Source organism: Streptomyces sp. WAC05374 (assembly GCF_004353505.1).
In the GTDB taxonomy this organism is placed as follows: Bacteria; Actinomycetota; Actinomycetes; order Streptomycetales; family Streptomycetaceae; genus Streptomyces.
This window is the reverse complement of record NZ_SMNQ01000001.1, coordinates 671162-686297: the sequence shown is the minus strand read 5'-3', so window position 1 is coordinate 686297 and position 15136 is coordinate 671162. Positions and strand designations below refer to the sequence as shown.

Sequence of the window (15136 nt, the reverse complement as noted above, 5' to 3'; positions counted from 1 at the left end):
TCATGCCCCGTTGGTCGCGTCGGGCTGTCTCTGCCGGCGCAGCAGGGCCGAACCGGCCATGGCCGCGGTGAGCGCGGCGCACACCACCGCGACGGCGCTCGCCCAGCCGAACGACTGGCCCACACTGGTCGCCAGCAGGTCGAAGGCGCTGCCACCGGACACGGCGTGCAGGGCGACCACCCCGACGGCCGTCGCGCCCGCCGCCGCCCACACCCGTACGGTGTCCCGCGCACCCAGCCACAGGCCCAGGATCAGGCACAGCAGGGTGACGGCGAGGGCGACCGCGTCCGTGCTCCCGCCGGACCGCAGCCCGGCGAAGTCCGTCGGCAGGTGGATGACACCGCAGGCGGACAGGGCCGCAGCCGCGGGCCACCGCAGACCGGACCGCAGGGCGGGCGAGGTCCCGCCGGCCAGGTCGGCCACGGAGACCGGCTTCTCCAGCGAGGGAGTGGACTGGGCGGACTGGGCCACCGAAGCGGACCGGGGCGGGCGGACGTTGGGGTTCTCCGGCACGGTGATGGTGCCGTCGACCGCCTTCGTACCGGGCGCGGGGGCCGAGCCGGGAGCCGGGCGGGGCCGGGGGCCGGCGTCACCGGTGCCGAGGATGCTCACCAGTTCGGCGACGTCCTCGATCGGCCTGCCGACCGCCGCGGCACGCAGTGCTGTGTCGGCCTCGTCCAGCGGGTGGCCGGCCTCGTTGAGCATGGCGACGAGCTGCCGCACCTCTTCCAGGGGCCGGACCACCGCCGCCGCGCGCAGCGCCTCGTCCGCCGGGCTGGAGACCGCTCCGGTGCTCTTGAGCAGGGCCACCAGCGCGGCGACCTCCTCGAGCGGCCGGTAGGTGGCCGCCGTCCAGAGCAGTGTCCTTATGGGCTCGTCGCCGTCGTCGCCGTTCTCGCCGGCGCTCTTCGCCTCGGCCAGGACGGCGTCCACCAGCGCGGCGTCCACCGGCCCGGCACCGGCCCGCACGGCGTCGGCGGCGGAAGCGGCCCCCGTGCCCTCGGCGGAGGCGGTCCCGCCCGCGGCCCGGTCGGCCGGATCGGCCACGGCCCGCTCGGCGGTGGTGCCGTCCGTGGCGGTCCCGTCCGCCGGGGTGCCGGGCGTGCGCGTGGGGGCAGGCTCCGTCACCGCGTCGGTGCCCGTGACCGGCGGGGCCGGTGCCGCGGCCGGCATGGCCGCGCGGGATACCGGAGCGGGCTCGGCGGGCGGCGCCGTCGCCGGGCGCGCCGCCTCGAACGGCGCGGTCTCCGGGCGCGGCGGCACGGTGGCCGGTGGCGTGGGCGGCGCGTCCGGTGTGAACGGCGCCGTCGCGGGACGCCCGGCCTCCGGGTACGCGCCGTAGGCGCCGTTCGCCTGCGTGCCGTTCGTGCCGTTGGCGCTGTGCGTCTGTGTGCCGTTCGTGCCGTTGGCGCCGTTCGTCTGCGTGCCGTACGCGCCGTTCGTGTGCGTCGTCGCGGACTGGGCCGTTCCCGGGTACGGGGCCGCCGGGTGCGCCGTGTCGGCCGGTACCTCGCGCACGCGGGAGGGGGCGGCACCGAGGCGTATGGCGTCCGCGTACGCGGCGTCCACGGACGCCGCGCCCGTTTCGCGCGGGTCGCGCGCCGGGGCGGGCGGGTCGGGTGGCTTCGCCCGGTCAGGGGCCGCCGCCGGGGCGGGAGTTGTGGGGTCGTCGGTGGTCATGGCGTGGCTCCGTTCGCCGGACTCCGGTGAGGCACACACCGTGTCGGTCGTCGTGCGCCGCGAGGACGCGGCGCGGCGGTTCGCTCCATCTAAGGGGCAAGCCGGTCAATTGCGCCATCCGGGAAGGGCAGACGGGGGAGCGCCACCCGCGTGCGGACGTTGAAGCCTGTACCGAAAGCGGTTGCCCGCGCCGTTTGCACCCCGTGCCGGACTGCGTTCCACTGGAAGTGGAAGCAAGCATTCCTTTCCGCATAAGGGGATGATGGTATGACGTCACGCGAGCACGTGGTCCAGGGCCGGACGAAGGTGCCGGTCGCGGACATCGAAGCCGCCCTCAACCCGGGTGAAGCCGAAGGCTTCCACCGCGACACCCGTGAGTGCGGGCTTCTGGCCCTGCAAGGGGGCAAGGCGCAGTTGCTGCTGGCTCCTCCGACGCCGAGGCCGAAGAAGGGCTGACGCGGCAGTCATGGCCTCCGCCCGCGCGCGGCGCGGGCGGGGGCCGACCCGTCCGCGCCCCACGGCGGGAGGCGGGCCCCCTCGGGCAATCGATCATTTGCGCCCCCGGCGGCGCTGGTCTCCACTGGAACGGAAGCAAATATTCCATTTCCCTAGGAAGGGATGGTGGCATGACGTCGACCGACCACGAACTCCGGGACCGGACCAGGGTCCTGGACGACGACATCGAAGCGGCCCTCAACCCGGGTGAGCTCCAGGGCTTCCACCGCGACACCCGTGAGTGCGCGGCGCTGGCCCTCCAGGCGGGGAAGCTGCAACTGCTGCTCGCCCCACCGGCCCCGCGCCCCAAGAAGAAGGGCTGAAGGGCACCTGCATGGAGCAGAACGGCACTTCGTCCCCGCTGACGGACGCGGTGCGGGAACTGTCTGCCCAACTGGTCTCCGCTCTCGCGAGCGGGGGCCATTCTCCGGTCTCCGCCGGCACGGCGGTCACCATCGGGGACGACGAACTCGGCCTCGCGGCCGTACGCGTCGTGGGAGCGGACGTCCTGCTGCCGAGCGTCCTGCACGGCACGCCACCCGCACCCGTCGACCTCGCGGTGTGCGAGAAGGCGGTGCTCGCCTACCCGCCAGGCCCCGACGCCTCCGCCACCTCGATGTGGAGCCACTGGGCCATGACCCGCACCCTCGCCGGCCTGGGCGCCCCGGCCGCCGGGGCGGCCCCCGACGGGGCGGAGCCCGACGCCACCTGGCTGGAGGACCTGCCCTGGCAGGCGCTGACCCACCAACTCGCCCTCCTGGCCGCCCTCGCCGTCCCCGCCGCCGACAACGCCGTCGCCCGCGTGGCAGGGAGCCGCACCGTCGACCTCGCCCGGGGCTTCGTCCGGGCCGTACGGCGCCGGGGCTGGCTCCAGGCGGCCGGCGCGGGCCGCTGGCTGGCGCTGCTCGACGGCGTACCCGACACCCTGGGGCTGGACGCCGGTCTCGACTTCGTCGCCGGGATGGGGGGCGACGACCCCCGTGTGGCGCTGCACGTGCGGGCGGCGCGGCTGCTGCGCCCCGCCGCCGGGGTGGAGCCGCTGTGACGGCGCCGGCGACGACCACGGACGTACGGCGGCTGGCCGAGGACGCCCTGGGCTGGCTGTCCGACAACCGCGCCGGCTTCCGGCTCGGGGACGACGCCCTGGACGCGGGCGGCGACGTCAACTCGTCCTGGAAACCCCTGGGCGAACTCGCCCAGATCTGCGTCTGCGTCCGCCGCCACAGCCGGCCCGGGACCCTCCTGCACGACACCGCCGACGACCTGTTCCGCCACGCCTGGCGCGAGACCGGCGACGGGGCGCTCTTCCTGGAGCTGCAACGGCTCGAACCCTGCGCGACGTACCCCCTCGAGGTCTACGCCGCGTTCGCCTCGGGAGGGCTGCGGCACCCGGCGTACGAGGAGTTCACCGCCGGGCTGGTGCGCACCCGGAGCTGGCGGCAGACGGAGATGCTGCCGAACCGGGTGCTCAGCGTCCTCAACTCCGAGCGCCGCACCGGCTTCCCCCCGCACCGGGCGGCCCGGGAGGTCCTTCCCACCACCTGGCTGGGCGGCCTGCCGGAGCCCTGGACGTTCGAGCGGACCGCCGGGTACATGCTCACCCACGTGGTGTTCCACCTCACCGACTGGGGCCACGACGTGCACGGCGTACCCGCGGACCTCGTGGACTACCTGGAGACCTGGCTGCCCGCCTGGCTCGACAACTGCGTGGAGTGCCGGCACTGGGACCTGACCTGCGAGCTGCTCGCCGTCGCGGCCAGCCTGCCCCGGCCCCCGTCGCCGGAACTCACCGAGGACGCCTGGCGGGCGGTCGCCGGTGCCCAGGACGCCACGGGCGGCCTGCCGGAGGTGGGCCACGGGCCCCACGGCGAGGAGGTGCTGCGGATCTTCCCCAACTGCTACCACTCCACCCTGGTCGCGGCGATGGCCGCCACCCTGACCGCCGCCCGCCGCCCCGGCCATGGGACAGGAGTGCCGGAATGACCCCCGCCACCGCCGCCGACACCCGCCTCGTCCACACGGTCGGTGTGGGCGCCCTCGAATGGCTCTACGAACACCGCGACGGATTCCGGCTGGAACAGGACGCCGACCCGGAGACCGGCTTCCTGGAGCGCTTCAAACCGGTCGGGGAACTCGCCGTCATCTGCAAGGTGCTCTTCCGCGAGGGAGTGGCCGGCTCCCGCCAGGCCGACCTCGCCCGCAAGCTGCTCGACCACGCCTGGCGCGACGTCCTGGACGGCGGCCGGATGCTGGTGCGCGGCCAGCGCGGCGAACCGATGTCCCCGATCCCGTTCGAGGTGTACGTCCCGTTCCGCGAACTCGGCTACAGCCAGCCGGAGCTGGAGGACGCGATCCGGCTCAACCACCGGCTCGCCTCCTGGGCGGGCCTGGAGGTGGTGCCCGTCCGCAGGCTCGGCCTCGGCGCCTTCGAGCGCCGCTTCGGACTGCCGCCCAGCCTCCCCGAGGACGAGGCGTTCAGCAGGACCTGGCTGGGCCGCGCCCCCGAACCGTGGACCGTCGACGCCCGGATCGGGTACGACATCACCCACACCGTCTTCCACCTCACCGACTGGGGCGAGAACCGCGGGGGCCTGCCGTCCCCGGTCGCGGACCACCTGGCCCTGTGGCTGCCGGTCTGGCTGGACGACTGGCTCGACCTGAAGCGCTGGGACCTCCTCGGCGAACTGCTCGTCGTCGACGCCTGCCTGCCCCGCCCCACCCTCGACGCCGCCGCCTGGGAGGGCCTGGCCGGCGCCCAGCAGCCCGACGGCGCCATGCCCGCCCTGGGGCCGATGCCCGACGGCGACCCCGAGGACGTGTTCGACGTCGTGTACCACCCCACACTGGTCGCCGCGTTCGCCTCCGTCCTCGCCACCTCGCGCGCCCTGGAGCGGCTGTCCGCCGAGGCGAGCGGATGACCGACGCCGGGAGCCTCGACGAAGCCGTACGCGCGGTCGACGCTCCCGACGTGGTCTTCGCCCTCTCCCGGCACGGCCACCGCACCGTCCGCAGCGGCGGCACCGCACCGCCCCCGCCCGTACCGCGCGACGGCCTCCGGTACGAGATCGGGTCGGCGTCCAAGACCTTCACCGGCCTGCTGCTGGCCGACCTCGTCCGCAGCGGCGCCCTGTCCGGCACCACACCGGCCGCCCGCCTGCTGGACCCGGCCCGGCCCCCCGGCCGCCACCCCGTCACACTCACGCACCTGATGACCCACACCTCCGGGCTGCCCCCGCTGCCCGCCGACTTCTACCCCCAGGCCCTGCCCCGCTGGCGGACCAACCCCTACGCCCACTACCCGCCCGAACGCGTCGTCCGCGCCTTCCTCCGCGGCCGCCCGCGCCACCGCCCCGGCACCCGGTGGCGCTACTCCAACTTCGCGGTCGCCGTCCTCGGGCACACCCTCGCCGCCGCCACCGCCACCCCCTGGGAACGGCTCCTGAGCGAACGCGTCCTGCGGCCCCTCGGGCTGAACGACACCGCACCCCACCCCACCGGCCCCGGCACCGACGCCACCGGGCACCGCGCCGACGGCACCACCCCGGTCCCGCCCCTGCGCATCGGCGGCTTCCAGGCGGCCGGCGCGCTGCGGGCCACCCCGCACGACCTGCTGACCTTCCTCGAGGCGCACCTGGAGGCGCCCCGGCGCCCGGACGGCGCCCCGCTGACCGCCGCCCTGCGCGAGGTGCGCCGCCCCCTGCTGCGCCGCGGCCGCGGCCACGCGCACACCCACACACTGGCCTGGTTCCACCACCCGGCCGGCGGCGGCGCCACCATGTACTTCCACATCGGCGCCACCAGCGGACAGGTGGCCTTCCTCGGGTTCCGCCCCGACACCGGCACGGCGCTCGTCGCCCTGTCCACCCGTCGCCACCGCACCTCGGACGCCCTGGTCCCCACCGCCTACGCGATGCTCAGCTCCCCTTAAGGACCCGCCATGCTGACGACCGACTTCGTACCCGGCAGCCCCAACTGGATCGACCTCGGCGCCCCCGACACCGACGCCGCCGTGGCGTTCTACTCCGCCGTGTTCGGCTGGACGTTCCAGTCCGCCGGCCCGGACGCCGGCGGCTACGGCTTCTTCCAGCGCGACGGCGGCACCGTCGCCGCCCTCGGCCCGCTCACCGAGGAGGGCGCGAGCCCCGCCTGGACGCCCTACTTCCACACCCCGGACGCCGACGCCACCGCCACCGCCGTCCAGCGGGCGGGCGGCTTGGTGCGCGTCCCGCCCATGGACGTCTTCACCGCCGGGCGGATGGCCGCCTTCACCGACCCCACGGGCGCCGACTTCGCCGTGTGGCAGCCGGGCGACACCACGGGACTGGAGACGGTCATGGAACCCGGCACCCTGTGCTGGACCGAGCTCCAGACCACCGACGCGGCCGCCGCCAAGGACTTCTACCGCTCGGTCTTCTCCTGGGACTACCAGGACATGGACACCGGCGCGGGCCCGGCCTACTCCGTCGTCTCCTCACCCGGCGGCGGCAGGGCCGGCGACCCCGGCCAGGGCGGGATCATGCAGCGGCCCCAGGAAGGCCCGGTGGCCGGCCCCGGCTCCACGTGGTACCCGTACTTCGGCGCGGCCGACTGCGACGCCACCTTCGCCGCCGCCACCGGACACGGTGCCACGGCCCTGTTCCCGCCGACCGACCTGCCCGGGGTCGGCCGGCTCACCCTGCTCACGGACCCGTCGGGCGCCACCTTCGCCCTCATCAAGGGCGACCCGTCCACCACCTGACCCCCGGGCGGCTCAACCCGTCCGTGGGCGCCACGCAGACCGCCGCCTCCGCCCTCGGCGGCGTGCTCGTCGCCACCCTGTCGCCGCGCGGCACGCTGCCGGCCGCCGCCGCGCTGTACGGGGTGGCCGCCGCCGTCGCCCGGTGGGGGCTCACCCGTCGGCCGCCCCGCGCCACCGGGCGCCCCTCCATCGCCGCGACCTGGCGCGACAACGCCCGCCTGTGGTCCTCGCGGCCCCGCCGGTACGTGTTCCTCGCCCTGTGGGTGCCCAACGGGCTGATCGTGGGCTGCGAGTCGCTGTCCGTCGCGTACGCCCCCGAGGACGCCGGCGCGCTCCTCGCGTCCGCCGCCTCCGGCATGCTGACCGGAGACCTCCTGGCCGGCCGGTTCCTGCCCGGGCGGTGGCGCCGGGTCCTCGCCGTCCCGCTGCTGTTGCTGCTCGCCGCCCCCTACGCGCTGTTCGCGCTCCGGCCGCCCCTGCCGGTGCTGGTGGCCGCCACCGCCCTCTCCGCCCTCGGCTACGCGGCGAGCCTGCTGCTCCTGGAGCGCCTGATGGACCTGACGCCCGACGGCCTCGCCGGACACGCCCTGGGCCTGCACACCTCCGGGATGCTCGCCCTGCAGGGCGTGGGCGCCGTCCTCGCGGGCACCGCCGCCGAACTCACCTCGCCGGCCACGGCGATGGCCGTCATGGCCGCCGTCTCGGTCGCGGTCACCCTTACCCTCGCTCGCGGTCTGCCACGCGGCGACCGGGGGCGTCCCGCGGCCCCCGGGCCCGGCACCGGCCGAGGAACCCGCTGGCGTGTGCGCCGGTAGGCGCGGGTGGCGCAAGGCCGCGCCCGCGTACCCCAGTTGATAGTATGACTAGCTTTTGTCGTGCTTTGGGCGGTCCGCGGTCCGGACATCCACTGGGAGGAAGCCACACCCCCCGGAGGAGGCCGCATGGTGGACGTCGAGCGACTGCTGGCCGACTGCCTGCAGGACGCGCGTACCGCGCCCTTCGGCGCCCTGCCGCTGACCGCGGAGGGCGCCGCGTACGCCGAGGCTCGCCGCACCTTCCTCACCGCCGGCCTGCGGGCGCTGCGCGACGACCTGCCGGAGACCGGCTGGGTCCAGCTCGGCCTCGCACCCTGGCCGGACGCCTGGCCCGCCCTGTACCGGCGGCTCGCCGAGACAGCCCACGAACTCCTCGGCTGCGGCTGGGCGCACGACTTCTTCTTCATGCACAAGCCACCCGGCCTGCGCATCCGGTTCCACGCCCCGCGGCCGGCCGGTGTGGCCGCCCTGCGCGCCGAACTCCTGCGCCGCTTCGACCGCCGGGACGGCGCCTGGGCCAGCCCCACGGAGGGCGTGTACGAGCCCGAGACGTACCTCTTCGGCGGACCTCGCGCCATGCCCCTCGTGCACGGCCTGTTCACCGCCGACTCACTGGCGTGGCTGGACCACCACGCCGCACGCGGCGGGGGAGGGGAGCCGCCGCCGGCCGACTGGCGCGTCTCCCTCACCCTCCTGCGCGCGGTCCTGGACGGCCTGGGCGTCGTCGGCTGGGAGCACCGGGGGGTCTGGCAGGTCGTACGGGAGGAGACCGGGCGGCGCCTCGTCGGCGGCCTGCACGACCCGTCCCTCCGGCGGGCGGCCGAAGGCATCCGCGGGTACTGGCACCTCACCTGCGAGGAGCAGCTCGACGCCCTCCCCAAGGCGTGGCGACACGGCCTGCGCGACCACCAGGACGCCGTACGGCGGGCCGCGTCGCGCTGGCGCGCCGACCACCTCGAGACGGGCGAGGCGCTCGTCGGCCCGCGCCGGGCCGCCGCGCACTACGCCGTCTTCCACTGGAACCGGGGGCGGTTCTCGCTGGCCCGGCAGAGCCTGCTGACCGAGGCGCTGGCCGCCGACGGCCAGGACGACGGCCCCGGTGCCGAAGGGACCGGCTGACATGGCGACCGACCGGACCACGACCGCCACGGCGCTGCTGCGGATCGCCGGAGTGCCGTGCGCGGCCTGGACGTCGGCGGGCGACCCCGGCCTGTTCGAGCGCGTCGCCCACCACGCCCGCGCCGCCGACGAGCGCGCCGCCCGTGCCCGGGACCTCGCCGAGCGGCTCGGCGCGCACGTCGTGCCGCACCCGGGGCTGGCGGACACCGACCGGGGAGCCGTCCTGGCACTGCGCAGGCGCCTCCACGCGGGACACGCCCCCCGCGCGGCCGATCTCGCCCTCCTGGACCGGCTGCCCGGGCACACCGCCACCGCCGGTCTCGCCGCCGACGCCCGCGCGCTGGCCCACGACGCCGAACGGGCGGGTGCCGAACGCACGGCACTGGTACAGCAGGTGACGGACGGTCAGCAGCAGGCCGCCGTACGGGTGTGGGAGCTCGCCCGCACCCACCCCGTGCTGCGGGACCTCCTGGCAAGCGCCGCCCCCGGGCTCCTCGCCGACGTCGAACGGCGCCTGGCGGCAGGCGAGTCCTGGAGCGGCAAGCCGCTGCGGAAACGCGCCGCGTACCTCTGGCGCGTCATCGGCAGGGCGGCGGCCAAGACCACCCCCAGGGGCTGGGCCGGCCAGCTCGCCACCGCACCCGTCCTCACCGAAGCGCCCGGCACCCTCCTGATCGCCCCCGGCACCACGCTCGGTGCCCTCGCCGCCACCGGAACCGAGAACGTGCACCTCGTCCGTTCCCGGCCCCCCGGCCCGCCCGACCTGCGCACCGCCGACCCCGGCACCCTGCTGGCCCCCGCGCCCCTGCACTTCACCCAACCGCCCTCCTCCCTGCGGGCGTACGTCGTCGACCCGCGCGAACCCACCCGGCTGCGCCACGTCGCCCTGCGCCGCACCCGCGCCCTCGACGCCGTCCTCACGGTCCTCGCCGACGGGCCGTGCCCGCTCGGCGAGGTGGAGAAGACGCTCCTCGGCCCGGCGGCGCCCCCCGGCGGCGCCCCCGCACCGGACGCCGCCGTGCTGCGCGGCTTCCTCCAGCACCTCCACACCATGGGCCTCCTCCAGGTGTGCGCGGCCCCCCGGCTCCGCCACACCGCCTGGACACCGCCCACGGAGGTGGCGGCGGCCGGCACCCCGCCCCGGCCGCTCACCCCCGCGGACGGCACCGCCGACGGCTGGTTCCTCGACTCGTACCGTGCCCTGGACGCCCCCGTGCCCGCGCGGGCCGCCGAGCGCGTCCGGCAGGGGCTGCGCGTCGCCGCCCGGATCGCCGCCCTGCGCGACGCCGGCACCCCCGCCGCGCGGGAGGCCCCCGAGCTCGCCGCCATCACCGAACAGCCGCGCCCCGTCAGCGAGATCCTCGCCGCCCTGCTGCCCGCCGGCGGTGACGCCCCCCGCCCCGGGCCCGTGGCACACCGCCCCCACGAGGCGTGGCCGGCACCCGCCGATCCGGACTGCGGGTACGCGCGCCTGCTGGCCCACCTCGCCGCCCACACCGGCCCGGGCCCCGCCGACGTGGACCACGCCCTGCTGGACGCCCTCGGCGCCCCGCCCGCCGACGACGCCCTGCCACCCTGGCCGCTGGACTGCCTGCTGCGCCCCCTGCCGGACGGGGACACCGGTCCCCTCGCCGTGCTGGAGACCGCCTCCGCCGCCGGTGTGCTCGACGCCCGGTTCGCCGACGGCCTGCGCGCCCTGTACGGCGGCCACCCCAACGCCGACGCCCACCGGGCCTTCCTCGCGGCCGTCGAACGGCACAGCGGCGTACGGTTCGTCGAACTGCTCGTCCCGCCGCTCGCCGAACGCGCCGCCAACGCCGTACGCCGCCCGGTCGTCACCAACTGGTGGACCGGCGACCCCGACCCCACGCCCTACCACGGCCCCTCCGGCACCGGCGCGCGCTACCTCCCGCTGGACCGGATCACCCTGCGCCGCAGCGGCGGGCGGATCGTCGCCGAGGCGGACGGCCACCGCGTCGTCCCCGTCCACCACGCCACCCGCAGCCCGCTGCCGCCCTACGACGTGCTGGTCCGGGTGCTCCTGGCGGCCGGTCACCCCGCCGCCGCCACCCTGCTGCGGCTGGACGGCCTCGACGGCGCCCTGCACGGCCACCCGCGGCTGCCCCGCGTGACCGCCGCGGGGGAACTGGTCCTCGCCCCCGCCACCTGGCGGCTGGAGCGCGCACGGCTGTGGCGGCCCGCGGACGACCCGTACGACAAGGTCCGCGCCCTCGCCGCCCTGCGGCGCGACACCGGCCTGCCCCGCCACGTCTTCGTCCGGACGGCGGCGGGGGCCAAGCCCGTGCCCGTGGACCTCGACGCGCTCCCGGCCCTCCCGGTCGTCGACCGGCTCCGCGCCCAGCAGCCCGGCACCGACCTGCTCGTCGAGGAGATGCTCCCCGCCCCCGCCGGCCTGCCGCTGCGCGACCCCCTCCACGGCGGCGCGGCCGTCGCCGCCCAAGTCCTGCTCCGCCTTCCCCACGACACCGGCGAGGCCCTGGACCGCCTCGCCGCCCGCGCCGCCGCCGCCCTGCCAGGCGGCGCCGCCTCCCCAGACGTCCCCGACACTCCGCCCGCAGCGTGCGGGCGGACGGCCGGGGCGGCCATCGCTCACTAGCGCGAGAAGGGAACCCACCATGCCCGGAACCATCGAACTCACCGACCTCGACGCCCTCATCGACGACCTCGACGAGCGCATCACCGACACCGAGCTGCCCGCCGTCCAGACGATGAGCCAGGTCTGCACCATCATCGTCTGCGCGACCGTGGTCATCTGCGCCTGAGCAGGCGCCCGGCCCGCTCAGGAGCCGCCCGGCACGTCCGGGCGGCTCCGCGCGCCGGCGGCCCGCCCCGAGGGGCGGGCGCACACCGCGAGAGGCGGCGCCCCGCCGGTGTCCCACCGGCGGCACCGTCGCCCCCGCCGACCACGAAGGTGCCCGAGGCCGCGACTTCGTGACACACAGGAGCCGCCCGGCAGGCCCGGGCGGCTCCGCCCACGCCCGCGCACGCAACAGGAGCCCGATGGACACCCGCCCCGACGACCGCCGCGCCGGCGTGGACGGCCCGGCCCCGGCACCCGACCGCGCCACCGGCCTCGCCCTCGCACACCTGGAGCGGTGGGCCGGGGCACCCCGCCACGGACCCCACGCCTGCGACCCGGGCGTCCCGGTCCTCGCGTACCTGGCCGCCACGGCCGGGGGACGGGAGGGCGCCGCCACGGCCGCCCGCGCGGTCGCCGTCTGGGCCGGGACGGCGGGACGCGGTCCCGGCCACCCCGGCCTGTACGACGGCGGCCTGGCCGGCACGTTCACCGGACTGCGGCTCGGCGCACGGCTCCACCCGGCACTGGACCGGGCGGCCGGCAGGCTGCGCGACCACCTCGCCGGTGCCGCGTCCGGGCTGCGCCGCACGGACGTCGCCTTCCCCGACTACGACCTGATCACCGGCCCCGCCGGAATCCTGCTGGCCCTGTGTGCCGGCGGCGACGGACCGGACCATGGGCGGTTCCAGGGCCACGCCGAGCACGTCACGGCCCTGTGCGACCACGACGACCTGCCCCGCCTGCGCACCGGCCAGTACGCGGACCACCCGCACCTGTCCTGGACGAACGGCCGCGTCAACACCGGCATGGGCCACGGCGTGGCCGGTGTCGTCGCCGCCCTCACCGCCGCGTTCCGCCGCACCGGCGACCCCGGCACCGCCCGGGCGCTGCGCCGCGCCACCGACTGGCTCGCCGCCCGGTCCCGCACCGACCCCCGCGGCATCCGCACCTGGCCGGCCGCCGCGCCCGACGGGGCGCCGTCCCCGGCCGTCGCCGCCCCCCGCCACGCGTGGTGCTACGGCACCCCGGGCATCGCCTGGGCCCTGTGGGACGCCGCCGACGCGCTCGGCGACCGGCACACGGCCGGCCTGGCGCGGGAGGCGTTCGGCACGCTGGCCGAGCGGTACGACGAGGACGTCCACCTCTTCGGCGACACCCCCGGGGACCTCCTCGGGCTCTGCCACGGCGCCGCCGGGGTGCTCGCCGTGGCCGACGCCTTCGCCCGCCACGCCCGGATGCCCGCCGCTGCCGCCCTGCGCGACCGCCTCGCCGCCCACCTGGAGGGGCGGCTCCCCGACGCGCTGCGCACCGCGTGGCCGTCCGGGCTGCTGACCGGTCCCGAGGGAGCGCTGAGCGCCCTGCTCACCGCCCGGGGCGCGGACCGCGACTGGCTGCCCTGCCTCGGACTCCGCTGAAGCCACTCGTTAGAGTGAACGGCCATGAGTCTCAAGGGTTTTGATGGTTACCTGACCCGCCTCGGCGTCACCGACCCCGGCGCACCCTCCGCCGAGGCGCTGGCCGCACTGCAACGGGCCCACCTGGAACGCGTCCCGTACGAGAACATCGACATCCAGCTCGGCAGACCGCCCGGCATCGAACCCGAGCTGTCCGCACGCCGGTTCGCCGCCGGGCACGGCGGCTACTGCTTCCACCTCAACGGCGGCTTCGCCGCGCTGCTGGAGGCGCTCGGCTACGACGTCACCCGCCACGTCGGCGGCGTCCACCACGAACCCGAGGGACGCGGCGCCAACGGCAACCACCTGGCGCTGACGGTCCGCGTCGGCGGCGAGGCGTGGTTCGTCGACGCCGGCCTCGGCGACGGCCCCCACGAACCGCTGCCGCTGCGCCCCGGCACGTACCGGCAGGGCCCGTTCACCTACCGGATGGAACCCTCGGTCACCGAACCGGGCGGCTGGACCTTCCACAACGACCCGGGCAGCTCCTTCCCCGTCATGGAGTTCGCCGCCCGCCCCGTCACGATGGCCGACTTCGCCGCGGAGCACCTGCGGCTGTCCACCGCGCCGGACTCGCCGTTCCTGAACACGTTCGCGGCCCTGCGCCGCGACGCGAAGGGGCTCGACCTCATGCGGGGCCGCGTCCTCACCCGCATCGACGCCGCCGGGCGCACCGAACGCACGCTGGACACGGCGGAGGAGTGGTACGCCGCACTCGCGGACGTCTTCGGCCGGAACCTGGACGCCCTGGACGCGCGGGACCGCGCCACCCTGTGGGACCGCGTCACCCGCGCCCACGAGGAGTGGCTGGCCACCAGCAGGCCCTAAGGCGGGTCCTTCGAGCCACCCTGAGCACCACCGCGGTGCGCGAGGTCCGCGACCAGGCGGGCGGCGTCGGCCCGGAACACCGCCGAGCCGGCCGCCGTCCGCCGGTCCCTCGCGGGCCCCGGGCGCGCCAGTTCGTCCACCGCCGCCAGCAGGCCGGCGAGGCCGGCGGCGTACGTGGTCAGGCCCTCCGCGGCCATCTCCCGCACCCCCACGGCCCCGTGCCCGGGGATGGGGCGGTGGCCGACCACCGGCAGCCCGGCGGCGAGCGCCTGCACCGCGGTCTGGCCCGCCGCGTTGTCCACGAGGACCCGTGCCGACGCCATCGTCCCCGGCATGTCGTCCGTCCAGCCGAGCGCCCGCACCCCCGGCAGTCGGGCGGCCCGCCGGCGCAGCCGTTCGTCGCGCCCGCACAGCAGCACCGGCGCCACGCCGTGCCGGGCGAGCGCCCCGGCGGTCCGCAGCAGCCCCGGCCCCACGCCCCACGCGCCGGCGGACAGCAGGACCACCGGCCGCCCGTCCGTCTCCGGTGCGAGGCCCTCCGCCTTGTGGAACTCCGGCGGCACGACCGGCCCCGTGGCGACCGCCGGCCGTCCGGTGCCCTCCCGGGCCGCGCGGGCGGCCGTTTCGGTGACGCAGAGGTACAGGTCGTTGCCCGGGTCCAGCCAGGCGCGGTGCACCGCGAAGTCGGTGACGAACACCGCGCACGGCACGTCCAGCGCGCCCCGGCCGCGCATCCGGCCGGTGATCTGGCCCGCCAGGTGGAAGGTGGAGACGATCACGTCGGGCCGCCACCGCGCCACGAGCGCGCCCAGCTTCCGCTCGGCCAGCGCGGCCATCGGCGTCACGTCCAGGCCCCGGCGGGAGGAGCGGGAGGGGCGGGAGGGGCGGGGAGCGGGCCGGGGCGCCAGGAACAGCGCGTAGATCGCCTCGTACACCGGGGGCAGGCGCCGCACCACGAACCGGTAGAAGCCGCGCACCGCCGGCCCCGCGCCCGGCGGGAGCAGCGTCAGCACGTCCCGGACCAGGACGTCGTGGCCGTCCGCGCGCAGCCGGCGGGCCAGTTCGCCGGCCACCGCGTCGTGGCCCGCGCCCATGCTCGCGCTGAGCACCAAGCATCGCCGCCCCATGGGGACCCTCCGTTCCGTGCCGTTCCATCGTGGTCCGCCCCGCCTCCGGGCGCGGCCCG

The 15136-nt window shown here is 76.8% G+C and carries 14 protein-coding genes and 1 pseudogene; 13 read left to right on the top strand and 2 right to left on the bottom strand.

All coding sequences use genetic code 11. From position 1 onward, the window contains the following. A complete protein-coding gene (locus E2B92_RS33250; RefSeq protein WP_235023660.1) occupies positions 1-1680 on the bottom strand; it encodes a hypothetical protein in 1680 nt (559 codons plus the stop codon). Between the two features lie 267 nt (positions 1681-1947). Between E2B92_RS33250 and E2B92_RS03165 the strand changes: the two genes are divergently transcribed. The 13 genes and pseudogenes from E2B92_RS03165 to E2B92_RS03110 all read left to right on the top strand — a co-directional run bounded on the left by E2B92_RS03165 (position 1948) and on the right by E2B92_RS03110 (position 13950). Then, positions 1948-2136: a hypothetical protein gene (locus E2B92_RS03165; RefSeq protein WP_126889467.1), complete on the top strand. Its 189-nt coding sequence runs from the start codon at positions 1948-1950 to the stop codon at positions 2134-2136. Positions 2137-2306: 170 nt separating this feature from the next. Further along, positions 2307-2498 (top strand): hypothetical protein, encoded by a 192-nt coding sequence (locus E2B92_RS03160; protein ID WP_126889466.1) that lies wholly within the window; start codon positions 2307-2309, stop codon positions 2496-2498. An 11-nt stretch (positions 2499-2509) separates the two neighbouring features. Next, the gene (locus E2B92_RS03155; RefSeq protein ID WP_126889465.1) at positions 2510-3220 is read left to right on the top strand and encodes a hypothetical protein; all 711 of its coding nucleotides are present in this window, start codon (positions 2510-2512) and stop codon (positions 3218-3220) included. Beyond that, the gene (locus tag E2B92_RS03150) at positions 3217-4158 is read left to right on the top strand and encodes a DUF6895 family protein (RefSeq protein ID WP_126889464.1); all 942 of its coding nucleotides are present in this window, start codon (positions 3217-3219) and stop codon (positions 4156-4158) included. Before E2B92_RS03155 ends, E2B92_RS03150 begins: the two co-directional genes overlap by 4 nt. Further along, positions 4155-5093, top strand: coding sequence for a DUF6895 family protein (locus E2B92_RS03145; RefSeq protein WP_126889463.1), 939 nt, complete (start codon positions 4155-4157; stop codon positions 5091-5093). Before E2B92_RS03150 ends, E2B92_RS03145 begins: the two co-directional genes overlap by 4 nt. Next, positions 5090-6103, top strand: a complete 1014-nt coding sequence (locus tag E2B92_RS03140) for a serine hydrolase domain-containing protein (RefSeq protein ID WP_133087376.1) — start codon at positions 5090-5092, stop codon at positions 6101-6103. Before E2B92_RS03145 ends, E2B92_RS03140 begins: the two co-directional genes overlap by 4 nt. Positions 6104-6112: 9 nt before the next feature. Then, positions 6113-6913, top strand: coding sequence for a VOC family protein (locus tag E2B92_RS03135; protein WP_126886905.1), 801 nt, complete (start codon positions 6113-6115; stop codon positions 6911-6913). Positions 6914-6924: 11 nt separating this feature from the next. Then, positions 6925-7728 (top strand): annotated as a pseudogene (locus E2B92_RS03130) (MFS transporter); the annotation flags it as partial. Between the two features lie 126 nt (positions 7729-7854). Then, positions 7855-8847 carry a thiopeptide-type bacteriocin biosynthesis protein gene (locus tag E2B92_RS03125; RefSeq protein ID WP_126886904.1) on the top strand — a complete coding sequence of 331 codons (993 nt, stop codon included), beginning with the start codon at positions 7855-7857 and terminating at the stop codon, positions 8845-8847. A 1-nt stretch (position 8848) separates the two neighbouring features. Further along, complete coding sequence (locus tag E2B92_RS03120) at positions 8849-11464, top strand: lantibiotic dehydratase (protein ID WP_126886903.1); 2616 nt, start codon at positions 8849-8851, stop codon at positions 11462-11464. A gap of 19 nt (positions 11465-11483) precedes the next feature. Further along, a complete protein-coding gene (locus tag E2B92_RS32885; RefSeq protein WP_185923641.1) occupies positions 11484-11630 on the top strand; it encodes a hypothetical protein in 147 nt (48 codons plus the stop codon). 238 nt (positions 11631-11868) lie between these two features. After that, entirely contained in the window at positions 11869-13083 is a 1215-nt protein-coding gene (locus tag E2B92_RS03115; protein ID WP_126886902.1) for a lanthionine synthetase LanC family protein, read from the top strand. 24 nt (positions 13084-13107) lie between these two features. Next, positions 13108-13950 carry an arylamine N-acetyltransferase family protein gene (locus E2B92_RS03110; protein ID WP_126886901.1) on the top strand — a complete coding sequence of 281 codons (843 nt, stop codon included), beginning with the start codon at positions 13108-13110 and terminating at the stop codon, positions 13948-13950. On the opposite strand, the gene E2B92_RS03105 is transcribed toward E2B92_RS03110, so the two are convergent. Next, positions 13947-15077 (bottom strand): MGDG synthase family glycosyltransferase, encoded by a 1131-nt coding sequence (locus tag E2B92_RS03105; protein WP_126886900.1) that lies wholly within the window; start codon positions 15075-15077, stop codon positions 13947-13949. The genes E2B92_RS03110 and E2B92_RS03105 overlap by 4 nt on opposite strands. Positions 15078-15136: the final 59 nt, after the last annotated feature.

Excerpts from the sequence above, each read along its gene's own strand:
- E2B92_RS33250 (WP_235023660.1), bottom strand. The coding sequence starts at position 1,680 with ATGACCACCGACGACCCCACAACTCCCGCCCCGGCGGCGGCCCCTGAC.
- E2B92_RS03165 (WP_126889467.1), top strand. The coding sequence starts at position 1,948 with ATGACGTCACGCGAGCACGTGGTCCAGGGCCGGACGAAGGTGCCGGTC.
- E2B92_RS03160 (WP_126889466.1), top strand. The coding sequence starts at position 2,307 with ATGACGTCGACCGACCACGAACTCCGGGACCGGACCAGGGTCCTGGAC.
- E2B92_RS03155 (WP_126889465.1), top strand. The coding sequence starts at position 2,510 with ATGGAGCAGAACGGCACTTCGTCCCCGCTGACGGACGCGGTGCGGGAA.
- E2B92_RS03145 (WP_126889463.1), top strand. The coding sequence starts at position 4,155 with ATGACCCCCGCCACCGCCGCCGACACCCGCCTCGTCCACACGGTCGGT.
- E2B92_RS03140 (WP_133087376.1), top strand. The coding sequence starts at position 5,090 with ATGACCGACGCCGGGAGCCTCGACGAAGCCGTACGCGCGGTCGACGCT.
- E2B92_RS03135 (WP_126886905.1), top strand. The coding sequence starts at position 6,113 with ATGCTGACGACCGACTTCGTACCCGGCAGCCCCAACTGGATCGACCTC.
- E2B92_RS03125 (WP_126886904.1), top strand. The coding sequence starts at position 7,855 with ATGGTGGACGTCGAGCGACTGCTGGCCGACTGCCTGCAGGACGCGCGT.
- E2B92_RS03120 (WP_126886903.1), top strand. The coding sequence starts at position 8,849 with ATGGCGACCGACCGGACCACGACCGCCACGGCGCTGCTGCGGATCGCC.
- E2B92_RS32885 (WP_185923641.1), top strand. The coding sequence starts at position 11,484 with ATGCCCGGAACCATCGAACTCACCGACCTCGACGCCCTCATCGACGAC.
- E2B92_RS03115 (WP_126886902.1), top strand. The coding sequence starts at position 11,869 with ATGGACACCCGCCCCGACGACCGCCGCGCCGGCGTGGACGGCCCGGCC.
- E2B92_RS03110 (WP_126886901.1), top strand. The coding sequence starts at position 13,108 with ATGAGTCTCAAGGGTTTTGATGGTTACCTGACCCGCCTCGGCGTCACC.
- E2B92_RS03105 (WP_126886900.1), bottom strand. The coding sequence starts at position 15,077 with ATGGGGCGGCGATGCTTGGTGCTCAGCGCGAGCATGGGCGCGGGCCAC.